This is a genomic window from Stenotrophomonas sp. WED208 (assembly GCF_040984485.1).
Classification (GTDB): Bacteria; Pseudomonadota; Gammaproteobacteria; order Xanthomonadales; family Xanthomonadaceae; genus Stenotrophomonas; species Stenotrophomonas riyadhensis.
In genome coordinates this window covers 3169055-3188300 of record NZ_JAZARB010000001.1, presented here as the reverse complement: position 1 = coordinate 3188300, position 19246 = coordinate 3169055, and the positions used below count along the sequence as shown (strand labels likewise).

General features: G+C 67.1%; 17 protein-coding genes. All 17 read right to left on the bottom strand.

Features of this window, described 5'->3' with window-relative positions; translation table 11 throughout:
• Window positions 1–89: 89 nt before the first annotated feature.
• Window positions 90–881: an acyl-ACP--UDP-N-acetylglucosamine O-acyltransferase gene (lpxA, locus tag VPH47_RS14430; protein ID WP_110711704.1), complete on the bottom strand. Its 792-nt coding sequence runs from the start codon at window positions 879–881 to the stop codon at window positions 90–92.
• A 16-nt stretch (window positions 882–897) separates the two neighbouring features.
• A complete protein-coding gene (gene fabZ, locus VPH47_RS14425; protein ID WP_005408737.1) occupies window positions 898–1356 on the bottom strand; it encodes a 3-hydroxyacyl-ACP dehydratase FabZ in 459 nt (152 codons plus the stop codon).
• Window positions 1353–2375, bottom strand: a complete 1023-nt coding sequence (lpxD, locus tag VPH47_RS14420) for a UDP-3-O-(3-hydroxymyristoyl)glucosamine N-acyltransferase (protein ID WP_049455670.1) — start codon at window positions 2373–2375, stop codon at window positions 1353–1355. The genes fabZ and lpxD overlap by 4 nt, the downstream gene beginning before the upstream one ends.
• Before the next feature lie 381 nt (window positions 2376–2756).
• A complete protein-coding gene (gene bamA / locus VPH47_RS14415) occupies window positions 2757–5120 on the bottom strand; it encodes an outer membrane protein assembly factor BamA (RefSeq protein ID WP_197610388.1) in 2364 nt (787 codons plus the stop codon).
• Between the two features lie 74 nt (window positions 5121–5194).
• A complete protein-coding gene (gene rseP, locus VPH47_RS14410; RefSeq protein WP_164161655.1) occupies window positions 5195–6553 on the bottom strand; it encodes an RIP metalloprotease RseP in 1359 nt (452 codons plus the stop codon).
• A gap of 55 nt (window positions 6554–6608) precedes the next feature.
• Window positions 6609–7799, bottom strand: coding sequence for a 1-deoxy-D-xylulose-5-phosphate reductoisomerase (locus tag VPH47_RS14405; protein WP_368851096.1), 1191 nt, complete (start codon window positions 7797–7799; stop codon window positions 6609–6611).
• A gap of 2 nt (window positions 7800–7801) precedes the next feature.
• Window positions 7802–8638, bottom strand: a complete 837-nt coding sequence (locus tag VPH47_RS14400; protein WP_110711707.1) for a phosphatidate cytidylyltransferase — start codon at window positions 8636–8638, stop codon at window positions 7802–7804.
• Window positions 8635–9402 carry a polyprenyl diphosphate synthase gene (gene uppS / locus VPH47_RS14395; RefSeq protein WP_110711708.1) on the bottom strand — a complete coding sequence of 256 codons (768 nt, stop codon included), beginning with the start codon at window positions 9400–9402 and terminating at the stop codon, window positions 8635–8637. The genes VPH47_RS14400 and uppS overlap by 4 nt, the downstream gene beginning before the upstream one ends.
• A gap of 5 nt (window positions 9403–9407) precedes the next feature.
• Window positions 9408–9962, bottom strand: a complete 555-nt coding sequence (frr, locus tag VPH47_RS14390; protein ID WP_014036506.1) for a ribosome recycling factor — start codon at window positions 9960–9962, stop codon at window positions 9408–9410.
• Window positions 9963–10058: 96 nt separating this feature from the next.
• Window positions 10059–10787, bottom strand: a complete 729-nt coding sequence (pyrH, locus tag VPH47_RS14385) for a UMP kinase (protein ID WP_005415854.1) — start codon at window positions 10785–10787, stop codon at window positions 10059–10061.
• A 121-nt stretch (window positions 10788–10908) separates the two neighbouring features.
• Entirely contained in the window at window positions 10909–12447 is a 1539-nt protein-coding gene (locus VPH47_RS14380; protein ID WP_110711709.1) for a GGDEF domain-containing protein, read from the bottom strand.
• Between the two features lie 236 nt (window positions 12448–12683).
• Window positions 12684–13559, bottom strand: a complete 876-nt coding sequence (gene tsf / locus VPH47_RS14375; protein ID WP_088025411.1) for a translation elongation factor Ts — start codon at window positions 13557–13559, stop codon at window positions 12684–12686.
• A 126-nt stretch (window positions 13560–13685) separates the two neighbouring features.
• Window positions 13686–14492 (bottom strand): 30S ribosomal protein S2, encoded by an 807-nt coding sequence (gene rpsB, locus VPH47_RS14370; RefSeq protein WP_005408748.1) that lies wholly within the window; start codon window positions 14490–14492, stop codon window positions 13686–13688.
• Window positions 14493–14712: 220 nt separating this feature from the next.
• Complete coding sequence (locus VPH47_RS14365) at window positions 14713–15411, bottom strand: molecular chaperone (protein WP_368851095.1); 699 nt, start codon at window positions 15409–15411, stop codon at window positions 14713–14715.
• Complete coding sequence (locus VPH47_RS14360) at window positions 15411–15629, bottom strand: hypothetical protein (RefSeq protein ID WP_110711712.1); 219 nt, start codon at window positions 15627–15629, stop codon at window positions 15411–15413. Before VPH47_RS14360 ends, VPH47_RS14365 begins: the two co-directional genes overlap by 1 nt.
• A gap of 201 nt (window positions 15630–15830) precedes the next feature.
• On the bottom strand, window positions 15831–16868 hold the full coding sequence (locus VPH47_RS14355; protein ID WP_368851094.1) for a spore coat protein U domain-containing protein: 1038 nt from the start codon (window positions 16866–16868) through the stop codon (window positions 15831–15833).
• The gene (locus tag VPH47_RS14350; RefSeq protein ID WP_368851092.1) at window positions 16865–19243 is read right to left on the bottom strand and encodes a fimbria/pilus outer membrane usher protein; all 2379 of its coding nucleotides are present in this window, start codon (window positions 19241–19243) and stop codon (window positions 16865–16867) included. The genes VPH47_RS14355 and VPH47_RS14350 overlap by 4 nt, the downstream gene beginning before the upstream one ends.
• Between the last annotated feature and the right edge of the window lie 3 nt (window positions 19244–19246).

The following is a 19246-nucleotide window of genomic DNA, read 5'->3' as shown; positions in this document are numbered from 1 at the left end:
GCTGAGCACCCGCTGCGCGGGGACGCTGCCGGCCATCGAGGCCAGCGGAATCACGGCGGCGCCGGCCGGCGCCTGGCCGGTCGTGCTGCTCATCGCAGCAAGGGCCTCTCGGCGTGCTCGATGAAGTCCAGCATGGCCTTCACGTCATCGCTGTCGCGTGCCTGTTCGGTCAGCTGCACCTTGGCTTCGGCCAGCGGCAGGCCCGCCACGTACAGGGTGCGGTAGGCGCGCTTGATGGCGGAGATGCGCTCGGCGTCGAAACCACGACGCTTCAGGCCTTCGCTGTTGATGCCGCGCGGGCGGCCCAGCGAATCGGTGCCGACCATGGTGAACGGCGGAACGTCGCCGTTGGTCAGCGCGCCCATGCCGAGGAATGCGTGGGCACCGATGCGGCAGAACTGGTGGGCACCGGCGAAGCCGCTGATGATCACGTAGTCGCCCACGGTGACGTGGCCGGCCAGGGTGGTGTTGTTGGAGAACACGCAGAAGTTGCCGACATGGCAGTCATGCGCCACGTGCGTGTAGGCCAGCATCCAGTTGTCGTTGCCGATCGTGGTGATGCCGCCGCCGCCGCCGGTGCCACGGTTCAGGGTGACGAACTCGCGGAACACGTTGCGGTCGCCGATCACCAGTTCGGTGCGCTCGCCGGCAAACTTCTTGTCCTGCGGCTCGCCACCGATCGCGGCGTGGCCGATGAAGCGGTTGTCACGGCCGATCCTGGTCGGGCCGTGGATGCTGCAATGGGGGCCGACCACTGTGCCGGCGCCGATTTCCACATCGGCCCCGATCAGGGTGAAGGCGCCCACCTGGACGTCATCGGCCAGGCGCGCGGCCGGATCGATGACGGCGGTCGGGTGGATCCGCGGTGTGTTGTCAGTCATTCCTGCCTCCAGTGGATCAGCCCTTGGCGCCGGCGCACATGACTTCGGCCGAGGCAACGACTTCACCGTTGACCTTGGCTTCGCCGTAGTACCAGCCCATGTTGCGGATCAGGCGCTTCATCTGCACATCCAGCATCAGCACGTCGCCGGGGACGACCTGCTTGTTGAAGCGGGCATTTTCCACCTTGACCATGTAGAACAGCTTGGACTGCGCATCGCGGCCGAGCGTCAGCTGGGTCATCACGCCACCGGCCTGCGCCAGCGCTTCGATGATCAGCACGCCGGGCATGATCGGGCGGCCCGGGAAGTGGCCCTGGAAGAACGGCTCGTTGATGCTGACGTTCTTCTGCGCCAAGATGCGCTTGGCGTCGATGTCGAGTTCAAGCACCCGGTCCACCAGCAGGAACGGGTAACGGTGCGGGAGCAGTTCCTGGATCTGGCAGACGTCGATAGGAAGCTGCAGCGTGTCGTTCATTCTTTCTCCTTGCCAGCGGCCAGGACGCGGCGAGCCAATGCGTCCAGCTGCTTGAAGCGCGCGGCGTTCTTGCGCCACGTGCGGTTGTCGGTCAACGGGGTGCCGGACGAGTACTCGCCCGGCTCATGGATGGAATTGCGGACCACGGACTTGCCGGTGATCACGACCTTGTCGCAGATCTCGAGGTGGCCGACCACGCCGACGTGGCCGCCGAGCAGGCAGTAGCGGCCGATCCTGGCGCTGCCGGCGATGCCGGTGCAGCCGGCGATGGCCGAATGCGCGCCGATCTGCACGTTGTGCGCGATCTGCACCAGGTTGTCCAGGCGCACGTCTTCGTCCAGCACGGTGTCTTCCAGCGCACCGCGGTCGACGCAGGTATTGGCGCCGATCTCGCAATCGTCGCCGATGCGCACACCGCCCAGTTGCGGCACCTTGATCCACTTGCCGGCGTCCATCGCCAGGCCGAAGCCATCGGCGCCGAGCACGGCACCGGGATGCACGCGCACGCGCTTGCCAAGCTTGACCCGGGTAACCAGGGTGACCCGCGCGATCAGCTCGCAGCCGTTGTCCAGGCTGCAGTCTTCGCCGATCACGCTGCCGGTGCCGATGATGCAGTTCTCGCCGACCACGCTGCGTGCGCCGACGGAGACGAACGGGCCGATATGCGCGCTGGCGGCGACCTGGGCGCTGGGATCGATCACGGCGCTGGGGTGGATGCCGGGTGGCCGTGTCGGCGCGATGTCGAACAGCGCGGCGATCTTGGCGAAGGTGGTGTACGGGTCCTTGGCCACGAGCGCGGCGCCCGGAGCGGCCTCGGCGTCGTCGGCACGCAGGACCACCAGCGAGGCCTGGCTGTCGGCCAGCTGGGCGCGGTAGCGCGGGTTGGCGAGGAAGGTCAGCTGGCCAGGACCGGCATGGGCGAGGGTGGCCACGCCATGGATGGCGGTGGCGGGGTCGCCATGGACCTGCAGGCCGAACTGCTCGGCGAGTTGCTGGGCGGTGTAGGTGGGAGTATTCACGGCGGGAGTTTAACGTGTGACGCCATTGCGGTCATGCGGGGGCAGGGCTTGGCGCCTGCCTGGTACGGGCGGGAGGCGGCGGGTGGCCCTGGCCAGGACACGCAAAAGCCCCTCCATGGTGCTCGATGGCGCCATCCATGGCGCCAACGGTCCTGTCCAGGGCCACCCGCCGCCTCTGGACAGTTTCCCGCGAGCGCGGCCAAAAGCCCGTGCCGTGCAGTGTCATCTGAAAAACGAAAACGCCGGGCAGAGCCCGGCGCTTCGTACCCCGTCTGGTGGAGAGCCCCCCTTTGTTAAGGGGGGCGCGCCAGCGGCGCGGGGGATAGGTGAAATGCGCGGGCAATTCACCGGAGGTGGATCAGTTCTGAGGAACGTTGTTCCTCAGAACTGGCCACCGAACGTGAATTGCAGGCGTTCGATCTTGTCATCGTCTTCCTTCTTCAGCGGGAAGGCGTAGCTGATCGAGATCGGGCCGACCGGGGCGCGCCACAGCAGGGCCACACCGGTGGACACGCGCAGTTCGTTGGCCTTGAAGTTCTTGGTGCCGTTGTAGACGTTGCCGAAGTCGACGAAGGCCGACACGCGTGCCGACGGGCTGTCGAACAGGCGCGGGAAGTAGGCTTCAACCGAACCGACGGTCTTCAGCGAACCACCCAGCGGCTGGCCTTCCGGATAACCGGCGGTGACTTCGCGCGGGCCGAGGGTGTTGTCTTCGAAGCCGCGCACCGAATTGGTACCACCGGCATAGAAGTTCTCGAAGAACGGCAGGCCGCTGGCGGTCACCGTACGGGTGGTGCCGTCCGGATTGGTCAGCGTGCGGGTGTAGTCGTTGCCATAGGCATCGCCGTAGCCCACTTCGGCACGGGTGTTGATCACCAGCGACGGCATGATCGGCCAGTACTTGCTGATCTGGTAGTTCAGCTTGTAGTACTCGATGGTCGAACCCGGCAGCGTGGTTTCCAGGCCGATGCGCTGGTAGGTACCGCGGGTCGGCATGAAGTAGTCGTTGCGCGAGTCACGCGCCCAGCCCAGCTCGGTGCGCCAGGCATGGAACGTGCGCTTACCGACGGCGTTGATGTAGTCGATGATCGACTGCGGGGTCGAGCCCTGGTAGGTGGTGATCTGGTTGCTGTCGATGCCGAACATCAGCGAGACGGTATCGGTCTCGGTGATCGGCACGCCGAACACCACCTGCGCCGAACCGTTCGTGCTGTTGTACTGCGCGGTGTTGAAGTCGGAGTAGTCCAGCTCGCGCCAGGACAGGTTGTAGCCCAGCGACACGCCGTCATCGGTGAAGTACGGGTTGGTGTAGCTGAAGCCATAGCGTTGCAGGTAGCTGCTGCGCGAGGCTTCGACCGACACGCGGTTGCCGCCGCCGAGGAAGTTGTTCTGCGACAGCTGTACCGAGGTGGTCATGCCGTAGGACTGCGAATAGCCCAGGCCGAACACGAAGCTGCCGGAGGTGGTTTCCTTGACGTTGTAGACGACGTCGACCTGGTCGTTGCTGCCGCTGACGGCCGGAGTCTCGACGTCGACCGACTCGAAGTAACCCAGGCGCTGCAGGCGGATCTTGGAGCGGTCGATCGCGGCCTGCGAGTACCAGCTGTTCTCGAACTGGCGCATTTCGCGACGCATCACTTCGTCGGACGTGCGGGTATTGCCGCGGAACAGGATGCGGCGCACCGACACGCGCGGGCCCGGAACGACCTGCATGTTGATCGCCACGGTCTGGTCGGGGCGGTTGGTGGTCGGGATCGGGTTCACCTTGGCGAACGCGTAGCCGATGTTGGACAGCGAATTGGTGATGGTGTCCGAGCTGAACTCCAGCAGCGCACGCGAGAACGTGTCGCCCGGCTTCTGGATCACCATGCGCTCGACGTCCTCCTGCGGAAGGATGGTGTCGCCGCTGACCTTGATCTCGGAGATCTTGTACTGGGCGCCCTCGGTCACGCCGGCGGTGAGGAACATGTCGCGCTTGTCGGGGCTGATCGACACCTGGGTCGAGTCGATGCTGAAGTCGACATAGCCGCGGTCCAGGTACCAGGAATTGAGCTTTTCCAGGTCGCCGGACAGCTTTTCCTTGGAGTACTGGTCATCACGGCGGTACCACGACGCCCAGTTGTGCTCCTTGGACTCCCAGGTTTCCAGGATGTCCTTGCTCTCGAACTTCTCGGTGCCGACCAGGTTGACGTGACGGATCTTGGCCGCCTTGCCTTCCTTGATGGCGATCGCGATGTCCACGCGGTTGCGGTCCAGCGGGCTCACGGTCGGGGTGATCTCGACGGTGTACTTGCCGCGGTCGTTGTACTGGCGGCGAAGCTCCTGGGTCACGCGGTCCAGGCTCAGGCGGTCGAAGGTGCCGCCCTCGGTCAGGCCGATGTCGGACAGGCCCTTGAGCAGCTGCTCGGACTTGATGTCCTTGTTGCCGGTGACGGTCAGCTTGTTGATCGCCGGGCGTTCCTTGACGGTCACCACCAGGATGCTGCCCTGGCGGTCCAGCTGCACGTCTTCGAAGAAGCCGGTCTTGTACAGGGCGCGGATGGTCTCGCCGACCTTGTTGTCGGTGATGGTCTCGCCACGTTCCACCGGCAGGTAGGTGAATACCGTGCCCGAGCTGATGCGCTGCAGGCCATCCACGCGGATGTCGCTGACAGTGAAGGGCTCGGCTGCCTGGGCCAGGGCGGGAGCGCCGGTGACGGCGGCGAGGGCGAGGGCCAGCAGGCGGCGATTGGGGAGTCGCGTCATGTCACGTCCGGTAGGAAGGTCGATTTCATTGGTGCGGGATGCCGACGCTGTAGACGGCAACAACGTGGAAAAGTTCATCGCGGGACCAGGCCGAGGATGTCGTTGTAGAACGCCAACCCCATCAGCCCGGCCAGCAACGCCAGGCCGATGTATTGGCCGGCGGCGATGGCACGCTCGCTCAGCGGGCTGCCCTTGACCAACTCGATAAGGTAATACAGCAGGTGGCCGCCGTCCAAGATCGGGATCGGCAACAGGTTGATGATGCACAGGCTGAGCGACAGCAGGGCAAGGAACTGCAGGAACCAGTCGAGGCCGCGCTTGGCCGAGACATTGGCCACGCGGGCGATGGTCACTGGCCCGGAAACGTTCTGCAGCGAGGCCTTGCCGGTGACGATGCGGCCCATCATGCCCAGCGAATCGGCGGCCAGACGGCCGGTTTCGCGCACGGCCACGGTGACCGCGTCGAGCGGGCCATAGCGCAGCAGGGTGTCGTAGGGGGGGCTGAACGAGGTCGGGAACTGCACGCCGATCTGCCAGGTCGGCTCGCCCCTGGAATCCTTGCCCTGGCGCGGGGTGACTTCCAGCGCCAGGCGTTCACCGCCCCGCAGGACCTCGATCATGCCCGGGCCGCCAGCGCGGCCCAGCGTCTGGATCTCGCCGATGACCTGGTCGGCGCCGTCGATGCGCTGGCCGTCGATCGCCACGATCAGGTCGCCCGGCTGCAGCTGCCCGGCCACCACGGAGTCCGCGGTGAGCGAATCGACCAGCGCCGGTTGCAGCCACGACTGCCAGTACAGGCCGGCCAGGATCGGTACCCGCCGTTCATCGAAACCGGCCGGCAGCTGCGACAGCGGCAGGGTGCGCACGCGCATCTGGTCGGCCGGGTCCAGCACTTCCAGCTTCACGTCGCGGCGGTCCATCGCAGCGGCGGTCAGCGCCATGCTGGCCTCGCCGAGGGTGGCCACCGGGCGCTCGTCCACGCGCAGAACGCGGTCGCCGCTGGTCAGGCCAGCGCTGGCGGCAATGCCGCTGACACGGCCGATGGTCGGCGAATAATCCTGCTTGCCGATCACGAACATCGCCCACAGCAGCAGGATGCACAGCAGCAGGTTGGCGATCGGTCCGGCGGCGACGATGGCGATGCGCTGCCAGACGGTCTTGTGGTTGAAGGCCTGGCCGCGCTCGTGCGGGTGGACTTCGACCTCGCGTTCGTCGAGGAACTTCACATAACCGCCGAGCGGGATGGCGGCGATGGCGAACTCGGTGCCGTGCCTGTCGCGGCGCGACCACAGCGGCCGGCCGAAGCCGACCGAGAAGCGCAGGATCTTGACCCCGCACAGGCGCCCGACCCAGTAATGCCCGAACTCGTGGAACGTGACCAGCAGCCCGAGGCTGACAATCATCCACCAGACCGATCCGATGAAGTCAGTCATGCAGGCTCACAGTGGCGGGCAAGGGCGGCGTCGTCATGCGGGGCGAGGCGGTCGTTCAGGCGGCGTCGATGGCGTTCAGGGTCAGCTGGCGTGCCCGCTGGTCGGCGGACAACAGGACCTCCAGTGTATCGGCTGGGTGGGTCGGCAGTGTTGAAAGAGCGTTAGCAACCAGCTCCGGGATGGTCAGGAAACCGATCCGGCCCTGAAGAAACGCTGAAACCGCCTCTTCATTGGCGGCGTTCAGCACCGCCGGCGCGGTGCCGCCGGCCTGCATCGCCTGCCAGGCCAGGGCCAGGCAGGGGAAAGCGTCAGTGTCCGGGGCCTCGAAGTCCAGCCGGCCCTGGGCCAGCAGATCCAGCCCGGACACGCCCGATTCGATGCGCTGCGGCCAGCCCAGGCCAACGGCCAGGGTAGTGCGCATGTCCGGCAGACCCATCTGCGCCAGGGTCGAACCGTCCACGAACTCGACCAGCGAGTGGACCAGGCTCTGCGGATGCACGAGCACTTCGATGCGCTCACCGGGGATGCCGAACAGGTGATGGGCCTCGATCACCTCCAGGCCCTTGTTCATCAACGTCGCCGAATCGACCGAGATCTTCGGCCCCATCGACCACTTCGGGTGGGCAACGGCCTGCGCCGGGGTGACCGGGGCCAGTTCGGCGCGGCTGCGGCCACGGAACGGGCCGCCGGAGGCGGTCAGCAGGATCCGGCGCACGCCGGCCCCGTCGATGCTGGCGTCGCGCGAGCGCAGGCACTGGAAGATCGCACTGTGCTCGCTGTCGATCGGAATGATCTCAGCGCCAGCATGCTGGGCCGTGCGGGTCAGCAGCTCACCGGCCAGTACCAGCGATTCCTTGTTGGCCAGCAGGATCCGCTTGCCGGCGGCGGCCGCGGCCAGGGTCGAGGACAGCCCGGCGGCGCCGACGATGGCGGCAACCACGGTGTCACAGGCATCGCTGGCGGCCAGCTGGTCCAGCGCGGCATGGCCGGCATGGGCTTCGGTGGCCAGGCCGGCGTCGCGCAGGCCGTCACGCAGTTCGGTGAACAACGATTCGTCGGCGATCACCGCGTGCGCCGGCTTATGCTGGCGGCACAACGCCAGCAGCGCCTGCACCTGGCGGCCGGCGGCGAGCACCGTGGCCTGGTAGCGCTGCGGGTGGCGGGCGATCACGTCCAGCGTGGAGGCACCGATCGAGCCGGTGGCGCCGAATACGGCGACCCGGCGCAGGTCTGCGACAGCATTCATGGTCAGAACCCGAAGATTTCCTTGCCCAGTGCGAACACCGGCACCGCAGCGAGGACGCCGTCAACACGGTCGAGCACGCCGCCGTGGCCCGGGATCAGATGGCCCGAGTCCTTGGCGCCTGCATGGCGCTTGATCAGGCTTTCGAACAGATCGCCCAGCACCGAGGCGAATACCGCCACCACCGAGGTGATCAGCAGGCCCGGCAGGTGACCGGCATCGATACCTGCCAGCCAGCCGAGGCCAAGGGCCACGGCGACACCAGCCAGCAGGCCGCCGAACAGGCCTTCCCAGGTCTTGTTGGGGCTGATCCGCGGGGCCAGCTTGTGCTTGCCGAAGTGCCGACCGGCGAAATAGGCGCCTGAATCAGCCGCCCAGACCAGTGCCAGCGCAGCCAGCAGCCACAGGTGACCCTGCTTGCCCGGCGGATCGCCGCCCGCATGGATCAGCACCAGCGCGGCCCAGGCCGGGACGATGGCCAGGGTGCCGGCCAGCATCTTCACGATCCGCGAGGGCGCCGAGGGCTGTGCGCCGAAATTGAAGAAGCGCAGCCAGACCAGCGCGGCCAGCCACCAGGCGACGCCGGCCAATGTGGTGATCTGGAACAGCACCAGCGTGCTGCCATCTGCCCAGACCAGCAGCACCATCAGCAGCAGGTTCAGCACCAGCAGCACGGTGCGCGCCAGGGTGTCTTCGATGCCGGCCAGTTTCAGCCACTCCCACAGGCCGATCAGCAGCACGGCGGCGGCGGCGGCGGCCAGCCATTGCGTCGGCAGCAGCAGGATCGCGGCAATGGCGACCGGCGCCATGATCAGCGCGGCGAGGACTCGGGTCTTGGTCATGGGCTGGAGGTCTCGGTGGCCAGTGCGGCGATCTGGGCGCTGGTCAGGCCGAAACGACGCTCGCGGCTGCCATAGGCGTCCAGCGCCTGCTGCAGCAGTGCGGCATCGAAGTCCGGCCACAGCGCCTCGGTGAACCACAGCTCGGTGTATGCCAGCTGCCACAGCAGGAAGTTGCTGATGCGGGTATCGCCACCGGTGCGGATGAACAGGTCCGGCGGCGGCAGGTCGGCCAGGGCGACCTGGCTGCCCAGCAGCGATTCGTCGATCTGTTCGGGCAGCAGGCGGCCGGCGGCGACTTCAGCCGCCAGGGCGCGCGCGGCACGGGCGATGTCCTGGCGGCCGCCGTAACTGGCTGCGATCGACAGGGTCAGGGCGCTGTTGTCGGCGGTGCGTTGTTCGGCCAGCTGCATGCGGCTGACCAGGCCGGCGCCGAAGCGTTCGCGCTCGCCGATGAAGCGCACGCGCACACCGCGCCGATGCAGCTCGTCCACTTCGCGGTCGAGCGCGCCGAGGAACAGCTTCATCAGGGCATCGACTTCTTCCTGCGGCCGGCCCCAGTTCTCGCTGGAGAACGCGAACAGGGTCAGCGCCGGAATGCCCAGTTCAAGGCAGCGCTCGATGGTGCGGTTGACCGCGCGCGCGCCGGCACGGTGGCCGATCACGCGCGGGCGACGGCGCTGCTGTGCCCAGCGGCCATTGCCATCCATGATGATGGCAATGTGGCGGGGCAGGGCGGCCGGCAATGGAGGCGGGACTGAAGGCATCGACTTCAGACCGACAGCAGTTCTTTTTCCTTGTCGGCGACGACCTTGTCGACGTCCTTGATGTTGGCGTCGGTCAGCTTCTGGATGTCGTCTTCGCCACGCTTCTTCTCGTCTTCGCTGATCGCCTTGTCCTTGACCAGCTTGGCGATTTCCTTGTTCGCGTCCTGACGGATGTTGCGGATCGCGATCTTGGCGCCTTCGCCTTCCTTCTGCACCTGCTTGGCCAGCTCCTTGCGGCGCTCTTCGGTCGGCGGCGGCATGTTGATGCGGATCGCGGTGCCCAGGGTATTCGGGGTGAACTCGGCGTTGTAGAGACCCTTTTCGATCTCCTTGATCATGCTCTTGTCGAACGGCGTGACCAGCAGCGAGTGGGCGTCGGCGTTGGAGATCGACGCGACCTGGTTCAGCGGGGTGCTGGCGTTGCCATAGGCGCTGACCGTGACGCGGTCCAGCAGGGCCGGGGTGGCGCGGCCGGTGCGGATCGAGGTGAGGGTGTGCTTCAGAGCGTCGATGCTCTTGGCCATGCGCGTCTGCGCGTTGTTCTTGATGTCGTTGAGCATCGCCCGGTCCTGGGTGTAACTGGAATCGGGCGATTATAGGCGAATACGGGACGCTGCCGGGCCTGAATCGGCCCGGTTGTCGCCTGGGACTCAGGCTCAGGCCGGGTCGCGGCCCTGGACCAGGGTGCCGATGTTCGCGCCGTTGAGGATCTTCAGCAGCTCGCCCGGCTGGCCCATGTCGAACACGCGCATCGGCAGGTCGCTGTCGCGGGCCAGTGCGAAGGCGGCGGTATCCATCACTTCCAGGCCGCGACGGATCACTTCGTCGTAGCTCAGGCTGTCGAAGCGGACCGCGTCGCTGTGCTTGTTCGGGTCCTTGTCGTACACGCCATCGACCTTGGTGGCCTTCAGCAGCAGGTCGGCGCCGATCTCGATCGCACGCAGCGCGGCACCGGAGTCGGTGGTGAAGAACGGGCTGCCGACGCCAGCGGCGAAAATCACCAGGCGGCCCTTTTCCAGGTGGCGGATGGCGCGGCGGCGGATGTAGTCCTCGCACACGTCGTTGATCTTGATCGCGCTCATCACGCGGGCCTTGGCGCCCAGCTTCTCGAGGGCGTCCTGCATGGCCAGGGCGTTGATGACCGTGGCCAGCATGCCCATCTGGTCGCCGGTGACCCGGTCCATGCCGCCAGCGGCGAGGCCGGCGCCGCGGAAGATGTTGCCGCCGCCGATCACCAGGGCCACTTCGGCGCCGGCCTGCTGGGCTTCGATGACCTCGCGGGCCAGGCGGTTGATGATCTTCGGGTCGATGCCGTAGTCCTCATCTCCCATCAGCGCCTCCCCGGACAGTTTCAGAAGGATGCGGCGATAGGCGAGCTTGGACATAGGGACCTCGGGTGCGTGGAAATCGCGGGGGATTCTACGCGCATGCGGCGTCGGGCCAAAGTGTTTTGTGCACTGCGGCGCGAAATCCTGCCATCCGCCCCGGCCACGCGGGGCGTCCCGTTCAGCCCAGCTCGGCGCCGGCGGTGGCTGAAAGCTCGTCGTGGCCGAGGGCGCCGGGGGAGCGGGCAATCACCCGGTTGCGGCCCAGGTTCTTGGATCGGTACAGCACATCGTCGGCTGCGCGCAGCAGGTCCTGCACGTCGGCGAAGCGCTCGTAGCCGCCCTGGGTGGCCACGCCGGCGGAGAACGTGACGAACAGCGGTCCGCCCTCCAGCTCGGCCATCGGCGTGGCGACGATGTTGGCCAGCACCCGGCGGATCACGTCCAGGGCCACGCTTTCGCTGGTGTTGGGCAGCAGTGCGACGAATTCCTCGCCGCCGAAGCGGGCCACGGTATCGCTGTTGCGCAGCTGGCCCTGCAGCTTGCCGGCGAAGGCGCGCAGCACCTCGTCACCGGTCAGGTGGCCGTGGGCATCGTTGATCTTCTTGAAGTCGTCCAGGTCGATGAAGGCCACCGACAGCGGCCAGCCTTGCCGGCCGGCGCGCAGGAACTCCTGCTCCAGGACCGCTTCCAGCTGGCGGCGGTTGAGTACGCCGGTCAGGGCGTCGCGGTGGGCCTGGTCGGCCAGGCGCTTGGCCCGGGCCTCGAATTCGTCGGCGCGCCGGCGTGCCTGGTCTGCATCCTGCAGTTCGCGCAGGTTGCGCAGGGTGGCCAGTTCCTGCGCGTGGTCGATCAGCTCGCGCACCCGCAAGGGCGAGTTCAGGCCGGCCTCGAACAGGCTGGCGATGTCCGGCAGGGCTTCGCTGATGCGGGTGAGTACCTGATCGAAACGAGCGCTGTCCAGTTCCAGGCGGTCGTGGACCTGATGCAGGGCACGCTCGCGCGCGGCGTCGGCGTCGTCGTCCAGCCAGATGTCGGCGACCGCACCGGACAGCTGCACACAGGCCTGGAACGGCGATTCGGCAGCGCCCTCGTCCTCGCTGTGGCTGATGCTTTCCACCAGGTAGCGGGGCAGGCCCCACTGCTCGGCCACCCAGGCGCCGACATCTGCATGGCTGCAGCCCAGTTCCTCGCGCTCGCGGGCAACCAGATCCGTGTTGTCACGGGCTTCGCGCAACAGTGGCAGGTAGCGCTCCGATTCGGCCTGGGCCAGGCACAGCACGCCCAGGTCCTGCAGCAGGCCGGCCAGCATCAGTTCCTCCAGTCGGCGCAGGCCGCGGGCCTGGCCCAGCTGGCTGGCGGCCAGGGCGCTGAGGATGCTGCGCTTCCACGCACGCTGGCGCAGGTCGTGGTCGGCACCGCCGCCAGCGGTCAGGCCCTGGGTGACGGTGAAGCCGAGGGCAAGGCTGATCGTGGCATTCAGGCCGAGCATGGTCAGCGCCTGGCCGAGGTTCTCGATGCGGCGGCGGCTGGCATACAGCGGCGAATTGGCGATGCGCAGCATGCGAGCGCTCAGCGCCATGTCGATGGCGATGATGTCGGCGGCGGTGGCGATGTCCGCTTCCGGGTCCTGGGCCAGCTCGATGATGCGCAGGGCAATACCGGGTGGCGAAGGCAGGTTGCGGCAGAGCGCCAGGGCAGCTGTCAGCTCGGGAGGCATGTCGGGTCGTTCAATTCCATTAGGACAAGAATACCTAGGAATGCATCACAGTCCGCGATTTTCGTTCCTGCTATGCGATTGTGGATTCCCTGCGCCGAGTATCGGCTTGATTCGCGCGCAACGCAAAGGTGTGGGTGTGGGCACCAACGGTGCGCACCCACGGGCCCACCGGCATAAAAAAAGAGCCGCGGTTTCCCGCGGCTCCTTCTGGTCGCTTCACAGCCGGAAGGCTGCAATCAGACCTGCATCGCCTTGGCAACTTCGGCGGCGTAGTCTTCCACCACCTTCTCGATGCCTTCGCCGACGATCAGCAGCTTGAAGCCTGCCACGTCGGCGCCAGCGGCCTTGACCACCTGCTCGACGGTGGTGTCGCCCAGCACGTAGGTCTGGCCGTACAGGGTCACGTCGCTGACGATCTTGTTGATCTTGCCGCTGATGATCTTTTCCAGGATCTCGGCCGGCTTGGCCTTGTCCTTTTCGGACATCTTGGCCAGCTCGATTTCCTTTTCCTTCTCGACGAAGTCGGCCGGAACGTCCGCAGCCTTGTTGTGCGGCGGCTTCAGGGCAGCCACGTGCATGGCCAGGCCACGGGCCAGCTCGACGTCGCCGCCGATCAGATCGACCAGCACGCCGACCTTGCCGTTGGTGTGGACGTACGCACCGACGTTGCCGGTGGTGTCGACCTTGACCATGCGACGGATCTGGATGTTCTCACCCAGGGTCTGCACGGCGGTGGCGCGGGCTTCTTCAACGGTGCGGCCATCGGCCAGCTTGGCAGCCTTCACGGCTTCGACGTCGGTGGCGCCCGATGCCAGGGCAGCGGCGGCGACGGCGTTGACGAAGGACTTGAAGTTGTCATCGTTGGCGACGAAGTCGGTTTCCGAGTTGACTTCGACCAGCACGGCCTTGCCGCCGTCCTGGGCCAGGCCCAGACGGCCTTCGGCGGCCACGCGGTCAGCCTTCTTGTCGGCCTTGGCAGCGCCGGACTTGCGCATGGCTTCAGCAGCAGCGTCGATGTCGCCGTTGGCTTCGGTGAGAGCCTTCTTGCATTCCATCATGCCGGCGCCGGTGCGCTCGCGCAGTTCCTTGACCAGGGAAGCAGTGATTTCCACGGGATTACCTCACGAAAGAAAGGGGTTGGGCCGGCATGGTGGCCGGCCCGTGTGACACGGTCCTGTCACGCGCCAAAGGCTGCGCGCAGGGAGGGTGGACGCCGGGCGTCCACCCCGGGGCCTGGATCAGGCCTGGGCGTCGTCGCCCTTCTTGGCAGCCTTCTTGGCCGGAGCGCGGCGGGCCGGCTTCTCTTCGCCTTCAGCAGCGGCTTCGGCGAACTCTTCCTCACGCACCGAAGCGGCGTGCGGAGCAGCAGCCTTGCCTTCCAGCACGGCGTCGGCAGCGGCGCGGGCGTACAGCTGCACAGCGCGGATGGCGTCGTCGTTGCCCGGGATGGCGTAATCAACCAGTTCCGGGTTGTAGTTGGTGTCGACCACGGCGATGACCGGGATGCCCAGCTTCTTGGCTTCCTTGATCGCGATGTCTTCGTGGCCGATGTCGATCACGAAGATGGCGTCCGGCAGGCGGTTCATGTCCTTGATGCCGCCCAGCGAGGCTTCCAGCTTGTCGCGCTCGCGACGCAGGCCCAGCACTTCGTGCTTGACCAGCTTCTCGAAGGTGCCGTCGGTTTCACCGGCTTCCAGTTCCTTCAGGCGGGCAACCGACTGCTTGACGGTACGGAAGTTGGTCAGGGTGCCGCCCAGCCAACGCTGGTTCATGAACGGCATGCCGCAACGCTCGGCTTCTTCCTTGATGGTTTCGCGGGCGCTGCGCTTGGTGCCCAGGAACAGGACGGTGCCGCGCTTCTGGGCAACCGACGAGATGAAGTTCATCGCATCGTTGAACAGCGGGACGGTCTTTTCCAGGTTGATGATGTGGATCTTGCCGCGGGCGCCGAAGATGTACGGAGCCATCTTCGGGTTCCAGTAGCGGGTCTGGTGGCCGAAGTGGACGCCGGCTTCCAGCATCTGACGCATGGTGACCTGGGGCATTGCAATACTCCTGATATGGAACCAGCGATTCCGCCCGCGGGGATAGGTATGCGGGACGCGTGGAAGCGCGATCGGTTCCGGGGTTGGGCTTCCCTGTTGCCTCCGTGGCCGAACTCCTTGCGGAGCACCCCGGCACGGATGGGGGCAGCAGGTGTGGATTCACCGGTGACGTCCGGTGTGGACGGGTTCCCGCGCACGCAGGCGGCAGGAATCCGGTCGATTATAGCCCGCTCGGCGCGCTTGCTGCAATTGCCGGGTCCGGCGGGGTCAGGTCGATCATGCGGCCGTCCGGCAGCCGGGCCTGGAAATGGCCATCGATGTAGCCGTCGGCACGGGCCGGCAGGGCCCAGTGGCGCTCCCGGCCAGCCAGGACATAGCCGGCCAGACCCGGCAGCAGCACGGTACGCCGACCATCATTGGCGACGAAGGTGAGGTCCTGCAGGCGAGCGTGCAGTGTCCCTGTGTTGCTCAGTCGCAGCGAAGGTTGCGACGGTTTGAACTCAGTCCAGGCGCGCAGCCGTGGCTGTGCCAACGGCCCGGTCTTGCCCCGAAACAGGGGCAGCGAGTAGCGCGGCAGGCCGGGGATGCTGGGGGCGAGCACGACCCGGTAGGCCTGTTCGGCGGCCACGGGTGTGGGTTGGCGTGGCAGCAGCCAGATGCGCTGGCGGGTGCCGGGCGGGATATCGAGCCGGGTGGGGCTGGCCAGGACCTGATCGCTGGCACGCAGCTCTTCCGCGTCGGTCTGCTGTTCCCAGGCCAGGATCCGTACCTGGCCCTGCCAGCGGTGGGGGCCAGGGTTGTACAGCCACAGTTCGCCGTGACCGCCTTCGGCGGGCAGCTGCAGGGTGGTCGGCACCAGGTCCAGCGCCGCCGCGGGCAGTGCCAGCAGCAGGGCCAGCAGGCTCAGCAGGATGCGCATCAGTAGATGACGGTCACGGCAGGCGCCGCGTCGTCGCTGTCGGCCGGCGGCGCGAGGTCGTGGATCTGCTGCGGAAGCTCGGGCGTGTCGCTGCGCTGGTGCGGTGCCGTGCATCGGGTGTTGCCGCCATCGCCGCTGCAGCCCTCGACCACGGTCAGCCGGATCTGCAGGGAGGTGCTGCCGGGTTCGGCCCATGCCGGCGTGCTGGCGACCAGCATCGCCCCGATCAGAAGTGCGCGAACCACCTGCCATCCACCGTGCTGTAGGACCCGTTGCGCGGTATCGGCCGGATCGGCCGGATCTGTAGGGTCGACTGCCAGTCGACTGGTCGTGGCGCAGGAGTGATGCGCGCATCCACGCATGGCGTGGATCTACCGAAACCCACCCCGATGGGTGCCGACCGTTGGTCGGCCCACAGGTCAGTAAGTGATCGTCACCTGCACCAGATCATTGTAGGTACCCGCCGGGGGCTGGCCGGTGACGGGCGCTACCCGGCCATAGATGGTCAGCTGCTGCGCGCTGCCACTTCCGGTGCCGCCAACGGTATCGACGTTGAGGGTATTGCCCCAGCGCAGGCTGCGCGCGGCATCGCGGTACAGCTCATAGGGGAGGTAGTAGGTGCCGCTGCCAATGGTGGTGGCCATGCGCCGGGTGGTGGAGGCAGCAGGATTGTTCTGGCCGTTGTTGAGGCTGATCTGGTAGGCGGTGTTCTTCAGGCAGGTCAGCGTGAGCGTGGCGGTCCGGTCGATGTTGGCGGGAATGCCGCCGGTGACGTTGCCGAAGTCCATGTTGGTGGTGACGTAGCTGCCGCATTGCGGCAGCACATTGGCGGTGGCGGTGAAGCTGAAGGCTGCACTCGCGCTGTTTGTACCGGTGGCGCCGCCATTGCAGGTGGCGGGGATGGTGGCGGTGCCGAGCAGCACTTCGTTCCAGGCCCAGGTGAGCACTACGCTGGCGCCGCTGAAGGTGCTGCTGTACGCACCCGATGCCAGGACCTGGTTGGCCGGGATCTGTCCGAACAGCTGTACGGACTGCGCGCCGCTGCCGCCGGTCAGCAGCGGTACGTTGTAGCTCATGGTCAGCTCCTGTGCCGGTGGCGTGCCGTGCGGAACCAGCCCGGTGACCTGGCCGAAGCTGGCATTGTTGTACAGCTGGAAATTCATGGTGTCGCTGGTGGAGGTGGCCATTGTCCGGAAGCTGGAACTGCTGCCGCCGCCGGTGCCGGCACCGATGCCCACGCAGACGCGTACACCGGTGGTGGCCAGCAGGCTCAATGCGGCGGTGGTGCAGGTCACCGTGATGTTCAGATTGGCCGTGCTCGGGCCGGGGGCATTGCTGTTGATGTTGCCGAATGGCAGGGTCAGATTGGCGACGGCGGCGCAGACAGCCGTTGCGCGGGCGGGCGCCGCCGCCAGCAGGCACGCCATCAGCAGCAGGGCGGACAGCAGGATCCTCATGGCGCCACCTCCGGGATGCATTGCAACGGTGCCGGCTTCGGTCGAGCGCCAGATGCCACCACCCTGGGCATGTCCGGCACCTTGACCCGGCACTGGCCGCGGCTGGTAGTGATGTACAGCGTGCTGCCGGCGGCCACGTCCTCCAGGTACAGCAGGCCGTCATAGCCGACCGTCGCCTGGCGGCCATCGGGCAGCTGCACCTCGCTGCCAACCTCCAGCGGCTGTCCGTCCATTGCCAGCAGGGTCAGGCTGAGCGAGGGCCGCGAGCGCAGCTGGAACGTCACATGCGCACCTGCGCGCTGTCGTGGTGTCACCCAGTCCTCGATGCGGTCGGCACGCATGTCCTCGGGCAGGTCGAGGGTGTCGATCGAGACCCGGTTGCGCTGCCAGGACAGCAACGGACTGACCAGCAGCAGGCCGCGATCATCGGTGACGCCGATCAGGCGGTTCTCCAGCCGCACCGGCACGCCACCGACACCATTGGTGCTGATCACCGCGAACGCATCGGAGACCTCGCGGGTGGCGAAGGCATGCCCGCCCATCCAGACCAGGCTGCCACTGGCGCTGCCGTAGGCATAGTTGAGCCCGCCCTGGCGCGAGGCGCCGAACGAGTAACGGCCGACGTCATTGAGGATACCGACTTCGGCCAGCCCGCCATTGCCGTCCTCGCCGTGGCGCACCTGCGCGCGCCAGCCGATGCCGCCTGCGCTGCCGTCACCGGGCACCGGCTGGGTCACGTCGGCCACCCAGCTCTGGCTGTCGCCGTTGCGCTGGCTGGACAGGCTGGCCTGGCGGTTGTTGCCGAGACTGGCGGTCACCGACAGGTAGATGCTGCGGTCGTCGCTGCGGTCCAGGTTCTGGTTCACCGACAGGTAGGCCGACCAGCGCTGGCTCCAGGTGCGCGACCAGAACAGGCTGGCATAGCGGTTGTCCTCGCCATCCGGGTAGCGCAGGCGCAGGTAGCTGGCGCTGAGCGTGCCCAGCCGAAGCAGATCCGCGCCGACCGTGGCCTGTTCGCTGATGCTGGGTGGCAGGTTGCCCTGCAATGCCCCCAGGTCACGGTAGTCGCCGTGGCTGCGCACGCTGCGCAGGTTGACGTTGAGGCGGCGGTTGTTCCAGCTGTAACCCAGCGCCCACTGGCCGCCCTGCAGGCCCTGGTAGCTGCTGTGCGCATAGGCGGCGTTGAACACGCCGGCGCCACCCAGCAGCCACCAGCCGCCGATGCCGGCCTGGGCCAGGCCACCACCGCCTTCGGCATGAGCCTCGCCGGTGAACGTGTCACTGATGCCACCGCGCCAGCTGGCACTGGCCACGGTGCGGTCGTCGTAGGCGAAGGAGCGTTGGCCGAAGTCCTCACGCAGGTGGCCGATGCCGGCGGACCAGTCCGACAGGCCCTTGGCCAGCAGCTGCTGGGTGCCATAAAAGCTGAAATCCAGGGTCTGCATGCGGCCGAACGCATCGGTCACCACCACCTGTGCGCTGCCGGTGCCGCTGATGCCCGGCTGTGCCGCCAACTGGAACGGGCCGACCGGGACCTGGCCGCTGTACTGGCGCAGACCATCGACGTACAGCTCGACCGTGGACGGCACCACCGCCTGGCCGAGGAAACTGGGCGTGGGAGTCAGTACACGATACGGCTGCAGGCCGTAGTTGCGACCGATCTGCAGGCCACCCAGGCGTACCGGCCGGGTCCAGTCGACGAAGCCGCTGTAGAAATCGCCGACCTCCAGCGTCATCGCCTGGTCGGGGAAATCCAGGCTCCAGCGCGTATCCAGGCGCACGCTTTCACCGCGCCAGCGGCGATCACCGGGCTGCTGGTAGCGACGGCTGATCGCGGTGTTCTCGAAGGTGCCGTTGCCGATGCCGAACAGGCGCAGCTCCGAGCTCAGGCTGAGGTTGCCGAGCGTGTCCACCCGGCTGCCGTAGATGTCGTAGTTGAGCAGCACGCCGGGTGAGGCGCTGCCGGCAGGTGCACGCGTCTGTGGGCGGCTGAGTACGGTGGTCGGCAGGGTCAGCTGGTCCAGCGGCACGTCCAGCGCCAGGGTCTGCATGTGCGCGTCATAGCGCACCACCGCGCCGCTGATCTGGTCCAGGTAGACCGGTGCGTCGCCGCTGGCATTGAAGCCGAGCTGGCGCAGGACGTCGGGGCTGGCCTCCAGGCGGCCACGGTTTTCGACGAACGGCAGCAGGCCGCGCGGCGTGCTGTTGAGCGATACGTCCAGATACAGCGTCTGGCTGGCGGTCAGCGGGGTGGGGGGCGGCAGGATCGCATCGGCGGAGATTCCTGATACGTCGGCGGCTCCCGTGGCCGCGGCACCGGACACATCGGCGGCTTCGGTCGCCGCAGGAGCCAGGGCAGCCAGCAGCGCGCCCATCAA